Genomic DNA, 13240 nt, shown 5'->3' with positions numbered 1-13240 from the left:
AGCCCTGAATTCTTCCACTCATTTATCGTGGCTTGCATTTGTTCTGGTGAATGCTTCATGTTTTTTTTTATCACAAAGCAATACCTAATTTATGCGCCGGTAAAGATGTAGTTGGTCGGGTGGATACGATACATATTACTATGACTACAAAGATTTTAATGGCTTGATGATATCCACGAAACAGGTCAGTAAAATTGGAGATCAAACAATATTAACGGTTGTCATCAGCGACGTTATCCAAAATCCAGAAATAAAGGATGAGGAATTTAAAAGCACGAGTATAAAGTGACTGTCACCGAACTCAACGTTTCGCCGGGTTTAAACCCGGCGAAACTGTTAAAAGCGCCCACTGATTAATCTTCCGAGCAAGTCTCGCACACCCGCTATCGCGAACAGTAGTGCATGCACAAAGTGGTGCAACAAAATAGAAATTACCTTTTGTGAAACTCATGAAGTTCTTCTTCCAATTCCGATGGGGTTTAAATTGACAGCTCGACGAAATTAATCTCTTTCGCATGACGTCCTGGAACTGTTGTGAGTCGCTCAAATTATGCTCAATAATATAAAACCCGACAGTGTCTGAACTAGTAGAGAAGTAAACGTAACCTACTGATTGCACTTGCGAAAAAGGTTCAACACTAACTTTACGATTAACCGATACCGCTAGTCCGTGTAGTCCTTGCGCATTAAGTAGAGAGTCTAAGGCATCTTGCCCCTTCACATACAGCGACAGCGAAAATATCAGCGCGAAAAATGTAATAAATTTCATTAATATGTTCTGTTATACTCCACTAGTAAGAGTTTATTAGGTCGCGTGTTACTACTGCAGTACATCGATAGATTTTCCATTCAAAACATTCAAGTCCACATACATGTCGATACCGTTGAGATGCGCTCTGTTGGCAAATTGCCAGATGAGCCAATCACGCTTATCACGCAATACAGGTCTCTTAAAAATATCCCTGATCCAAATCGGATATTCTGTAAATTCATCGACCAAGTAATCGTCATAAAATTCATGCGTCACATAAATGATCGGCTTTTTGTTATAATGACTCTCCAATATTTGCAGAAATTCATTTACCTCTTCAAGAATTTGTGCTTTGCTCTTATCAGTTTTACAATTACCACCGAATTCCAGATCGATTGTTGGTGGCAAGTTATTGTCTTCATTCGGCACCGTTGCAATAAAATTTGCGGCTTGTTCTTTTCCATTTTTGCAAATGCGATAAAAATGATATGCTCCGGTTTTATAACCCTGTTGCTTACTCATGGTCCAATTCGTATTGAATCGCGGATCCTTGTAATCAACTCCCTCCGTTGCCTTGATAATCACAAACGAAATATCCTCCGTCCGCAACGCCGCCCAATTCATTTTACCTTGATGATGCGAAATGTCTATTCCAACGATTGGAAACTCGTCTTTGTCGGGGTAGTTAAATCTTAACTGCCCTACGAAAATCAGGTAAGCATAACATATACCGATAACGGCTACAGAAATTATTCCGATGATGACAAACTTCTTCATGCACTATTCAGATGTACACATTATGTAGTCTTATAAATATACCATCCCGCACCAATCTCTCTGATCATGATTACACCATTCGGGCTCATCCTTGGCAAGTCTTTTTTGTCTTGTACGTAGATATAGCCAACGGCATTATCGATTACCCCGCCAATAAAAAAATTAATACCATTGCCCAACTCATCGCCTCCCGAGGAGACACGCGCGATAAAAAGCCTTTCATATTCACGTTTCGATTGTGCAATCAACTTAATACTTCCCTCTTCATCATTTTTTTTGTTCTTGAGCTCCGCTATCGCAAGGTCTTTGAGCTGTTCAAAAACCGCCATATTCTCAACAAAATGCTGAACAATATGATCATCTAACGCAAGTGTGAGTTTTGCGTTTCCTAGAAGGAAATTGTATTCTTCTTGTGAGGAGAACATTGAGAACTTGTCCTTCCCATTCTTTTTAACTTCAGCAACAACACGATCGACGTCGGCTTGCGACATCTTTTCAAGTTGCGTTTTAATTCTATCAATGATGCCCGTCTGCGCTAATGCTCTAAAGGCACTCATCTTCCAAATGGTTTCTTTCTTAAAATGAAGATAAGTATCAAACCCTACGCCAGTCGAATCCAACACAGTCATATTAACGACAGCGCTTTCCGCAGTTTGCTCAAGAAGCATGAAGCGCGTTTTTGCACCTTTGCCTAAGTCTCCACCGTGCGGTCTCCCCTTGTATTCGCCAATTACATAAGTGGCAATATTTGACAACGTATCTTTGTCGAATATCTTTTTTGCTAATGCCAGTGGCTCATAAGCCTGCCCGTGAGCACAAGCAATCGTTAAAATAAGTACAGTGATGAGGGAAGTTATGCGTGTAATCATGAAATGTTGGCCAACGTGGGTTCCGAGTGTGCCGGCACGAAATTACGAATTGCTTTTGCTCCGCGTGAGTGGACGCCAATTATTTTATCCGTAACATAGTAAATCTAACGCCTAAAGAGACTCCTTTCAGCTCCCTGATATTGATTATCCACCAAAGTCGTCAATACACCCAATTACAGCTGGGCTCACACGCGCATCAAGCTTTTTTGACATTTTTCTACCATCAGAATCCTCAACGACAGCTACGTAGCCCCATTCTGTTAGCGCTGGTGCTTTCACGATTTTGTTTCCGTTGGCTCTTAATCGCTGAATCAGGTCATCCAAGTTGTTAACATTAAAACCGAGTCGCAGGGTATCGTCCGTTCTTTCTTTATCTTTTGGTAAGGGATAAATTTCAAACACAACATCATCCAGCGTCGCGGCGTAATGCAGCGGCCCTGTACCATGACGATGCTGTTCGAAGGTCAACCCCAATTGCGTATAGAAATCTGCGAGCGCATCGGGTGTTAAAGTTTTTAATACGACTAAGTTTAATTTCATTTAAAACATCTTTCTAAATCATTCATCAGACTTCATGACTTCCCGATTGCGCTTCATCAGATCCGGCCAAACTAAATTCGTCGACGGATTAATAAAATTACGATACGCCAAGACCATTTGTCTTGCTGCTTCTTTGGGTGACACTCTACCAGTGGCTGTTCCTAATCCAGGACATAATATTTTCTTGATTTTACGCGCATCATGCTTGTTATGGTTGGCGACGGCGCGAAGCATGGCGAATGTCGCATTATAAACGTTGTCAGTGTTTGAAATGTCGCTGGGAACTCTCATGGTCGGCGTATGTGCCAAAAACGGGTGATTTTCATTTCCAGTATCTACAATAATGGAGCTTCCCACCGGTTGCTCTCCATAAAAATCTTCCTCAATTACCTTTCGAACATTTTCTTGAATTTGCATTCCGAAATAATTTCTTATGGCTAAGTCAATACCTCCATCCATCAATCCAAAAGAATTGGCCGGGCTCACCAAGCAATCGAATTCTTTTACCTCCTGAAATTTTCCATGATGAATGATTACGCCTGAGAATTCCTTAAAAAAATATTTCCACGCCTCACACAGCTCAACTTGAACATCTACCAATGTCAGTTCAAATTGTTTTAGAGAAATTGTCATCAGAAAATTAATTTTGTTGACTACTATTATTGCTTTGTGACTGAATTCGTCGAGCAATATTGTTATATACCAAATTTAACATCATCAAAATTAAAACATTAAATCCGTAGTACATGAAGTTAGCAGCGAGTCTGTGCTTACCGTCATATAACATCCACGTCTTGTCACCATAACACATCTCAATGACAATATCTCCAAGGAAGAACGTTGTTACATACAGCGCACCGATGGAAAACGTGAGTGAAACGACAACCCACTTGAAAAATGAATACCTTTTTACAGGAATGTTCATTACAGCCGAAACGACTATCACGATTAGTATCGTACAATAGTGAAACACATCCCTAACGCCGCCTTTCTGAAAAAGGGAGGGCATCAAAAAGATTGCACCGACAAGAAGCCCTTATAATTGACCATCTTATATTATTATGAAGGATTTTCATGCGTAACGTAACATTGAAATCCAAGAAAAAAAATAAATCTTAAGAATCCCATACAATAAGTTTATCTTGACCGAAGATCAGCGAGAAATCTTAATTCATGAACACGCCTCCATCAAAGTTCTCTCACCACGTTGCGGCGTACAAAGCTCAACTCGACAAAGGTGACATCCAACAAGCTTACGCAGGGCTCGTCAAATTTGTGATGCGATTAGGATCTACCCTTGAAAAGAAATTAGCGAAGCATTATGCCGTCGGGAATCTGTTTCAAGGATACATGGATTATACCTACTTCTATTACACAAACGATTTCCTCAAAGAACGAAAACTAAAGTTCGGATTGGTTCTTAACCACAGCAAAATGCGATTCGAGATTTGGTTACTCGGACAAACTATTCCGATTCAAGAAAAGTATTGGGCGTTTTTTAAAACAACACAGTGGAACGAAGGGCGAACCACTAAACCTACTTATGCAATTCTCGAAACATCGTTGATCGACGCTCCCAATTTTGATGACCTTGAACTACTCGCTAAGCAGATCGAGAAAAAACTTATTATCGTCTCCAAAGCGATCATCCAAGATGTTAAGAAGAGCAAACTTCAGTAGCTATGCCACTAGTTTTATTTTAAGTTTCGCTGCTTTAGCAAATTTTCAAGTTCTTGCTCATCTCTCTTCGACTTATTGATAAGCCAGTATGCAAAGAATATCGGGATTAGCGTTAAAAATCCCCATGTATTTTTTATCACGCTATACACGATAACACCGATAAGAAAGCCTACCAATAATGCATTCACAATTGACGTCGACTTCCTTTTTTTTACCTCCTGTAGCAACTCCTGGTCTGTAAGTTCTGATAGACTTCTTTGTTTCATCTTGCTTTAATTAACGTCGGTAATAATACTAGATTTCCTTGATTGATTTCATGGCTTCCCAAAATTCTTGTTCATATTCACCTACTAAGTCTTTTGTCATGTCCATGTATATCTGAATACCTTTATTTTCTTTTGTGATGATGTGAATCATGTAGAGAATATGATCAAGCCCACCATCGGAATAACGACACATTGTAACGATTGAGTTCTTGTATGAGATCGGATAATTTTCATTCTCATGAATCATCATTTTATCTACGTCAACTTGAAATTGAAGCCTTTTGTTAATTGTATACATCGTGACGTCTTGATCGTAATCCGCAGCATCTTCAACATAAATCATCATCGCAGGAATAATCTTGCGCCCGTTACTGTCGGTGACGGGATTTCGTTTAAATATGTAAGACACCAAATCACCCTCCTTCTTTGTTGCAAGTGACCATTCTTTATTGGGCACTTGAAATATCATGTTTGCTTCCTTGATCTCGAATTTCTGGCCCTGCCCGAAAGTTTGTTGAATGGTGAGTAGTGTAATAATGATGATGAGTCGCATATGGGGAACTTCAAAAAAGAAATATAAGAAATTATCAACCCGTATAGAAATTTCGTCAACTCCATCACACCGCAGCGACAACCAATAACAAAAAGCGGTTCCTGGGTGTATCTGAAGAAGTGTTCAAGTGTTCGAGGCACTGAGGTGCGCATCACCTACCCTGCCCATCCTTCGCGGTCAAGGCTTCGATATTGGATCGCTTCGGCAAGATGTTCTACTTTGATTTCATCAGACCCTGAAAGATCGGCCACCGTTCGTGATACTTTTAAGATGCGATCGTAGGCACGCGCTGAAAGTCCTAATCGTTCCATTGCTGTTTTCAAAAGTGATTTGCCTGTTTCACCGATGTCACAAATTTCCTTCACCATGTTAGAAGGCATCATCGCATTACAGTGGATAGCATCCAGATCTTTAAAGCGCGCAGATTGGATAGCGCGCGCTTGAACCACGCGGTCGCGAATAATGTCACTGGTCTCCGTTTTCCGATTGGCTGTCATCTCATCGAAGCTTACGGGCACTACCTCAACATGCAAATCAATGCGATCTAATAGCGGACCACTGATCTTACTCAAATAGCGCTGCACAATACCAGGGCCACAAACACATTCCTTCTCAGGATGATTGAAGTATCCACAAGGACAAGGATTCATACTTGCCACGAGCATAAAGTTCGCGGGATAGTCGATGGAAGTTTTTGCTCTTGAGATTGTCACACGACGTTCTTCCATGGGTTGTCGCATTACTTCCAATACGGTGCGTTTAAACTCCGGGAGCTCATCTAAAAACAACACGCCGTTGTTCGACAAAGAAATCTCACCCGGTTGTGGATTACCACCGCCACCAACGAGGGCAACGTCGCTGATGGTATGATGCGGACTTCTAAATGGGCGCGTTGTCATGAGCGTAGCGTCGCGACCAAGTCGCCCAGCGACGGAATGGATCTTCGTTGTTTCCAGTGCTTCCGTCAGTGTAAGCGGCGGAAGAATAGAGGGTAGTCTCTTCGCCAATATGGTTTTTCCAGCCCCCGGTGGACCAATCATAATCACGTTGTGTCCACCGGCGGCGGCAATCTCAAGCGCACGTTTGATGTTCTCTTGACCTTGAACATCTTTGAAATCAATGTCATAGTGGTTTACGCGATTAGCAAACACTTCTTTCGCGTCGACCTTAACGGGCTCAATTATTTTTTTTTGTCCGAGGAAATCGACTGCTTCCTGTAAACTGGTGATTGGAAAGACATCTAGTCCTTCGACGATGGCAGCTTCTTTAGCGTTGTCGGCCGGTAGCAAAAATCCTTTGAAGCCTTCGCGCTGTGCTTGTATGGCGATGGGCAATACACCGCGTATTGGGCGCAACGTACCTTCTAATGTGCGCTCGCCCATGACCACGTACTGCTCCAGCATATTGGTGACCAGTTGGCCCGAGGCGCTCAGTAGACATACGGCAATGGATAAATCATAGGCCGACCCTTCCTTTCGTATATCGGCGGGTGCCAGGTTGACAACAACCTTTTGTCGTGGAAAAAAGAATCCGGCACCACGTAAAGCTGATTCAACGCGGTGTTGACTTTCCTTGACGGCATTGTCAGGAAGTCCGCTCATGAAAAAGCGTAATCCTTGGTCGACACTTACTTCGACCATAATTGTGCGGGCATCAACACCGTGAACGGCACCGCCAAAAGTTTTGGCTACCATGATTTACGGGTTGCTTCGATGAATGAAATGATGGCTAACGGCATGTAAATTATTCAACCGTTAACCTAGAGAGTTTTTATGAACGACGCTATCTGGTTTTCCTGACAAAAACAGTTAAAAGTTCAAAGTGAAAGGTTGAAAGTTGGATGGCGTGTGTATAGAATACCAAAAGGCATGAGATTTAGCTACTCGTGATGGGGCTGCCGTATCGAAATTACCGACCCATACGATTTAAAAAAAAGCATCAGAAGAAAGAACGTATCGCTACGCTAAATTTTAGGGGGCTGTGGTTTTGAAGCTGCCGCTTCTTTTCCTTCTTGTATGTCGTACAATCTTGCCTTAAGCATGTTGAGTTCATGTGCAAGCGCTGCTTTTTCCTCTTGTGCTTCGCGGTTGCTTTTGAAAGACCAGACCACATCGATCACAAACAGCAACAACCCAAAAAGTGTTACATACTTCAACGTCGATACATAACCGGCCATCTTGAGAAGCAACGATGTATTGCTCTGTAAAATCAATGTAAATATGAAAGCACCAAGATGAAACGCAGCGAACACAGCGTAGAAGATGAGACGGATCTTAGTCATGAAGGAGCGGTTAAAAATCGCCTATACTAAAGGTAGTAGATTTTTTTTGAATGGGAAAAGTGGTTTGTAAAAAAGTAATGAGGAACTGCCGTGAGTCGTGAACAGCCCGTTATTCGTTAATCGTTAAACGTTAATCGTGAACAGCCCGTGAATCGTTAGTCGTTATACGTTAATCGGGAACAGCCAGTTATTCGTTAATCGTTATACGTTAATCGGGAACAGCCGTGACCTGTGAACTGGCAAACCGATAACTGGTAACTGGTAACCGATAACTGGCACCTGGCAAACCGGTAACTGGTAACCGAAACTGGCAACTCACTACACTCTCTGAATCTCATTCAGCTTCCGGTACAGTCCTGGCTGTTTAATCAGGTAATCATGTGTTCCGCGTTCTACGATTTGACCACTTTGGATTACAATAATCTCATCGGCATGTTGAATCGTACTGAGGCGATGCGCAATCACGATTGACGTACGATTCTTCATCAGATTGTTTAAAGCATCCTGAACGAGGCGCTCCGACTCTGAGTCGAGTGCAGATGTTGCTTCGTCAAGAATAAGGATTGCTGGATTTTTTAGTACGGCACGCGCGATGCTCAATCGTTGACGTTGCCCACCGGAAAGCTTGGAGCCGCGTTCACCAATTAATGTATCGTATCCATTCTCAGTTTGCGTGATAAAATCGTGTGCGTTTGCAATTTTTGCAGCAGCGATAACGTCATCCTTGCTCACATTCTCCATGCCAAAGGCGATGTTGTTGAAGATGGTGTCGTTAAATAAAATTGACTCTTGCGTCACTACACCAATGTGGTGACGAAGCGACTCAATATTATAATCAGTTAAAGGAATGCCATCAATCAGCACTTGCCCAGCGGTGGGGTCATAAAATCTTGGAACGAGATCTGCGAGTGTAGACTTTCCTCCACCTGATGGTCCGACTAAAGCGATAGTCTTTCCTTTCCCTATCTTCAAGTTTAAGTTTTGAAGAACAGGTTCTTTATCATAAGCAAAAGAAACATTCTTAAATTCAATCTCTTCCTTGAATTCCGGAAGCGATACGGCGTCAGGCCTATTATCGATGGCTGGTTTAATATCAATTACACTAAAGATTCTTTCTGCGGCGATTGTTCCCTTCTGTAATGATGTTAGTCCATTCGAAAAGTTCTTCGCCGGCTGAATCATGGATGCATACATGGTAATGAAAAGTAGGAACTTCTCAGGTTCCAGCGCTCCTTCTTCATGGCTCAACACCATCGTGCCGCCATAGTACATGATGAAGGCAACAACGACGACGCCCAGAAACTCCGACATCGGTGACGCTAACTCATTCTTGCGCGACATCGACAAATTCACTTTTCTATGATAAGAAGTTTCTTGATCGAATTTCTTCAGCAGAAAATTCCGTGCATTGAAAGCAAAAATCACGCGCATTCCAGAGAACGTCTCATCGAGAATATTAACGATTCTACCCATCGCCTCTTGACTCAACTTAGCCTTCTTTTTCAAACGTTTTATTACTTCCCCAATCAATCCACCAATAACCGGAAGAAGCACTAAGGTGAATAGTGTTAGCTTTACTGAAATACTAAAAAGTACTCCGAGAAAGACAATGATCGTAATCGGCTCCTTGAGTACTGATTTTAACGTATTGACGATCGAATTTTCTACTTCACCAATATCATTTGTAAACCGCGACATCAAATCGCCCCGTCGTTGATCATTAAAAAATCCGATATGAAGTTTTGTAGCAGTAGAAAAAATATCCATTCGCATGTTTTTTACCACATCAACTTTGATGCGTGAGGCGGCCATTCGTTCGAGGTAGCGAAAAATATTGGAGAGAAACACAAAAATGACAATACCAATACAAACAAATATCAGTGCATTGATCGGATCTTGATCGGCATATTGCTTGAAGTGGTATTTGAAAAGATCGCCAGGGTAATTAAGATTAAATTCAGTTGGATAAACCACCGGCTTGTCGTCTTTTTTATCGAAGAGCACTTTCATCATCGGCATGGTCAGGCCGAGATAGATCGCTTGAAATACAACGCCAAGAACAGCGAAAATAAAAAACTTCACCATGCGTGGGCGAAGGTTCGGTGCGTATCGAAGTATTCTGAAATAAGTTTTATTCATCTTCAATTAAAATTCATACTGTCTTCGCGCAATATTCCAGCGCAAAGCAAGTGACGTAATAGACGCGTTTTTATTGTATACAGCTACTGGGCTCTCACTACGGCGTATTACAACTGTGCCTTCAATAAACACGTTGTGTCGAAATTGAAAGGTGGCGGTCAACGATCCGTATAACACATCGTTCGAAATGCCTTGTGCAATTTTGTTATTGTAATTGTCGTATCGGTTGGTGTTCGGCACCAGCAAATTTCCGCCGTACGTTTTCTTTGCATCAACAGAATCTCTCCCTGTCTGCATCATGATCAACTTTCCGATCACGTTTAATTTTGGAATAGGCTGATAACGCACGATACCTACGATCTCTTTAAAATTAGCACCCAGTGGGTGCGCGATCGATTGTCGATAACTTGTATAATTTCCATAGTTCGTATTATGCGTGTAGGTGTAAGGTCGCACGATGTTAATCTCACCTTGCAAATCAAGATTGGAAATACCGAAAGCATCGACATACTTCGCTCCTGCCTGAATGCCGAATTTATTAGCCCACCAGCCATTGCCTGCCTTGATTTCTCGCAGCACAAATTCATCGAGCATGAACTGTCCATAGAATGAAAGTTTACGCAATGCATTCCATTTGAAGTCGAACCCCAGCAAAACGTTATCACTACTACCATTCTGTTGTTCGATTGCACGATAGAAGATGATCGGGTTGAAGTAATCCAATCGAATGGCATTGGTGCCTGTCGAATCGTCTTCGCTAAAAATGACAGCTTCAAACAAGCCGATGTTCAATTTCTTCCCGATGTTTAAACTGATGTGATGGAGCGCCGTGAACTTATTAGGATATCCTCTATTTGATGCGATGAGTCCGCCTCCATTGGATCGAACATCCGCCGTCATTTGATTTACCAGGAACAAATAATTCAACTTCCAGATTTTCACATTTCCTTTCAGGAACCATGCCGGTGGTGCATTATCCGAAAATACCAATGAGCGTAATCCATTACCGATAAAGAAACGATCGTGTCCGAACTGGAGGTTGATATGACGCGTGGCTTCAAACGTGATATATCCTCTTGCCTGCAAAAAATCAACACCGCGCCCTTCTTTGTACTGTTTCCAAAAACCTTCATGAGGAACGACATCTGTACGCACGAGTTCATCTTGTACATACTCGGGCATCATCATTTGATTGTCGGTAAGGGTCGTATAGAAACCAACTTTTTTATCGATCATACCTCGCACTTCTGCACCACGCGTATTGACAAAAAGCATATCATCAACCCGCGAATCTTTTCCTGCACCAACATATAACACCGGATTGATATGCAAATCGAACCACTTATCGTTCACCGAATACAAATCAGCTTTCTTGCGATAAAAGTGTTTTAGAAAAGGTTTCTTCGAATCGCTGGTTTCCGCGGAAGACCATTCCCAGCTGTCGTTTTGAACATAGTCATAGTTAAATTGATCGGCAAGCGATTGAATTAGATCGAGGCTTTTGATCGAGTCCATGAAGGCGACAACATCTTGTCTTTTGTAGGGCTTCACCGTACTAAAGAAGTGCGGCAGTATCTGGCCCGTTTTTACTTCATAGCGGTCAATGAGGTGATAATAGTCCTCGTTGTACGGGACATAATTGCTTTGGGCAGCGACAGTTCCGGCTAAGAGCAGCACGAGAACCAGTGCAGAAACAATCGATTTAAGCATAAGGGCGCAAAATACGGCTTTTGGGCGTATCCTGGTGGTTTTTAATATTTTTGAGAAACTGGTTCTTGGAAATAATAGACTGGTGCGTATCTTTGCAGTCCTTTATAGGGAAAAAGCGAAAATTGATATGAAAAAAGGCATTCATCCTGAATACAAAGACGTGATTTTCTGGGATACATCCAGCGACACGAAGTTTTTAAGCCGTTCTACCCAGTCACCAAAGGAGACTATTAAGTGGGAAGATGGTAAAGAATACCCTGTCATTAAGGTCGAGGTAAGTTCTGCTTCACACCCTTTCTACACTGGTAAAAAGTTGTTCATGGATACAGCTGGCCGCGTAGAAAAATTCAAAAACAAGTATCAGAAGAAAGCATAAATATTCTTCTTCTTTTTGGAGAGAAAAGCCTTCCCGATTACTTCAGGAGGGCTTTTTTATTGGAATAATAAAAACACACAACACACACCAGGTTTATCATTCACGCTTTATTTTTGGCCAATGAATGTAATCTTATTCGATGATCCGGTTATCCGCCAGGACCTTCTCCCCTTCACTTACACGCGGCCGGTTTCAAAGATCCGAGTCGGTATTTTAACAATCGCCGAAAAATGGGAAAAGTGGCTCGGCCACAAACCATCCTTTAAAACGGAAGACTATCTCCAAAAGAAATTCACCCTCGTTACGACCGCAGACAACACGCTGATCAACGGTGCGATTTGCCCCGACCAGAAGCTTGTCGATTTCATCAAAACACTTCCTCCGGGATATTTCCTCGTTAAGGGCAGCTTGCTGATTGCCGCACGTCAACCACAAGGCGATATGAACGATGGCAACACAATCACCTATCCACACGATCTTACGGTGATCGATAAAACGTGGAAAATTTATAACCAGAATGGCAGCCAACTTCGAATTGACTTCGCGTTGATTACTGCTGGCAGGGTTTCCGCAAAAATAGAAGATCGACATACCGTCGTGTACGGGCAACAAAATATCTTTTTGGAAGAAGGTGTAACGCTTCGGGCGGCGATTTTGAATGCAGAAAATGGACCGATATACCTCGGCAAAAACACTACCGTTCAAGAGGGCGCGATGATTCGTGGTGCCTTTGCGTTGTGTGAAGGTGGTCACGTAAACATGGGCGCAAAACTTCGTGGTGATGTTACCGTTGGCCCGTTTTCAAAAGTTGGTGGGGAAGTAAGCGCGTCAGTAATTTTCGGTTACAGCAACAAAGCACACGACGGATTTTTGGGCTGTTCTGTGATCGGTGAATGGTGTAATCTTGGCGCCGATTCAAATACTTCTAACTTGAAAAATAATTATGACTTCGTGAAGCTATGGAGTCACGCCGAAAAAGGCTATGTTAACACCGGACTTCAGTTCTGCGGGTTGATGATGGGTGATCACAGTAAATGTTCGATCAACACCATGTTCAATACAGGAACAGTTGTCGATGTTTCTTCCAATGTGTTCGGCGAAGGTTTTCCAAAAAACTACATACCATCGTTTACGTGGGGAGGTTTTGAAGGTGCTGAAACTTACAAGTTTGATAAAGCTATGGAAACCGTTACCCGTGTGTTGGAAAGAAGAAATATACCTTTGGATACGATTGAACTTGATATATTAAAACATGTGTTTGCTACTACAGCAACACTTCGAGAAAAGCCATAAGCACA

Annotated in this window: 15 protein-coding genes; 3 read left to right on the top strand and 12 right to left on the bottom strand. The window is 42.2% G+C overall.

The genetic code is table 11. From position 1 onward, the window contains the following. Window positions 1-301 precede the first annotated feature (301 nt). The 6 genes from DQQ10_RS24240 to DQQ10_RS24215 all read right to left on the bottom strand — a co-directional run bounded on the left by DQQ10_RS24240 (window position 302) and on the right by DQQ10_RS24215 (window position 3883). Window positions 302-769: a hypothetical protein gene (locus DQQ10_RS24240; RefSeq protein WP_112749525.1), complete on the bottom strand. Its 468-nt coding sequence runs from the start codon at window positions 767-769 to the stop codon at window positions 302-304. A gap of 51 nt (window positions 770-820) precedes the next feature. Continuing rightward, window positions 821-1528, bottom strand: a complete 708-nt coding sequence (locus DQQ10_RS24235) for a glycoside hydrolase family 25 protein (RefSeq protein ID WP_112749524.1) — start codon at window positions 1526-1528, stop codon at window positions 821-823. A gap of 20 nt (window positions 1529-1548) precedes the next feature. Continuing rightward, a complete protein-coding gene (locus tag DQQ10_RS24230) occupies window positions 1549-2397 on the bottom strand; it encodes a hypothetical protein (RefSeq protein WP_112749523.1) in 849 nt (282 codons plus the stop codon). 144 nt (window positions 2398-2541) lie between these two features. Beyond that, window positions 2542-2937 (bottom strand): VOC family protein, encoded by a 396-nt coding sequence (locus tag DQQ10_RS24225; protein WP_112749522.1) that lies wholly within the window; start codon window positions 2935-2937, stop codon window positions 2542-2544. An 18-nt stretch (window positions 2938-2955) separates the two neighbouring features. Next, window positions 2956-3570 carry a macro domain-containing protein gene (locus tag DQQ10_RS24220; protein WP_112749521.1) on the bottom strand — a complete coding sequence of 205 codons (615 nt, stop codon included), beginning with the start codon at window positions 3568-3570 and terminating at the stop codon, window positions 2956-2958. 7 nt (window positions 3571-3577) lie between these two features. Further along, a complete protein-coding gene (locus DQQ10_RS24215; RefSeq protein WP_133259751.1) occupies window positions 3578-3883 on the bottom strand; it encodes a hypothetical protein in 306 nt (101 codons plus the stop codon). A gap of 227 nt (window positions 3884-4110) precedes the next feature. Between DQQ10_RS24215 and DQQ10_RS24210 the strand changes: the two genes are divergently transcribed. Continuing rightward, on the top strand, window positions 4111-4617 hold the full coding sequence (locus tag DQQ10_RS24210; protein WP_112749519.1) for a DUF7000 family protein: 507 nt from the start codon (window positions 4111-4113) through the stop codon (window positions 4615-4617). 14 nt (window positions 4618-4631) lie between these two features. Here the strand turns inward: DQQ10_RS24210 and DQQ10_RS24205 are convergent, their stop codons facing one another. From DQQ10_RS24205 to DQQ10_RS24180, 6 genes are all read right to left on the bottom strand, one after another. After that, window positions 4632-4883, bottom strand: coding sequence for an FUSC family protein (locus DQQ10_RS24205; RefSeq protein ID WP_112749518.1), 252 nt, complete (start codon window positions 4881-4883; stop codon window positions 4632-4634). A gap of 28 nt (window positions 4884-4911) precedes the next feature. Further along, a complete protein-coding gene (locus DQQ10_RS24200) occupies window positions 4912-5436 on the bottom strand; it encodes a hypothetical protein (protein ID WP_112749517.1) in 525 nt (174 codons plus the stop codon). A gap of 155 nt (window positions 5437-5591) precedes the next feature. Further along, window positions 5592-7130 (bottom strand): YifB family Mg chelatase-like AAA ATPase, encoded by a 1539-nt coding sequence (locus tag DQQ10_RS24195; protein ID WP_112749516.1) that lies wholly within the window; start codon window positions 7128-7130, stop codon window positions 5592-5594. 269 nt (window positions 7131-7399) lie between these two features. Next, on the bottom strand, window positions 7400-7717 hold the full coding sequence (locus DQQ10_RS24190) for a hypothetical protein (protein ID WP_112749515.1): 318 nt from the start codon (window positions 7715-7717) through the stop codon (window positions 7400-7402). Window positions 7718-8035: 318 nt separating this feature from the next. Beyond that, the gene (locus tag DQQ10_RS24185) at window positions 8036-9856 is read right to left on the bottom strand and encodes an ABC transporter ATP-binding protein (RefSeq protein ID WP_112749514.1); all 1821 of its coding nucleotides are present in this window, start codon (window positions 9854-9856) and stop codon (window positions 8036-8038) included. A gap of 6 nt (window positions 9857-9862) precedes the next feature. Further along, entirely contained in the window at window positions 9863-11566 is a 1704-nt protein-coding gene (locus DQQ10_RS24180; protein ID WP_112749513.1) for a hypothetical protein, read from the bottom strand. Between the two features lie 127 nt (window positions 11567-11693). Between DQQ10_RS24180 and DQQ10_RS24175 the strand changes: the two genes are divergently transcribed. Both DQQ10_RS24175 and DQQ10_RS24170 read left to right on the top strand, forming a co-directional pair. Continuing rightward, window positions 11694-11942: a type B 50S ribosomal protein L31 gene (locus DQQ10_RS24175; protein WP_112749533.1), complete on the top strand. Its 249-nt coding sequence runs from the start codon at window positions 11694-11696 to the stop codon at window positions 11940-11942. Window positions 11943-12062: 120 nt separating this feature from the next. Beyond that, window positions 12063-13235 (top strand): GlmU family protein, encoded by a 1173-nt coding sequence (locus DQQ10_RS24170; protein WP_112749512.1) that lies wholly within the window; start codon window positions 12063-12065, stop codon window positions 13233-13235. Window positions 13236-13240 lie beyond the last annotated feature (5 nt).

The organism is Pseudochryseolinea flava, from assembly GCF_003286915.1.
In the GTDB taxonomy this organism is placed as follows: domain Bacteria; phylum Bacteroidota; class Bacteroidia; order Cytophagales; family Cyclobacteriaceae; genus Ohtaekwangia; species Ohtaekwangia flava.
The sequence above is the reverse complement of the archived record's forward strand: the minus strand, read 5'-3'. Positions and strand labels throughout refer to the sequence as shown.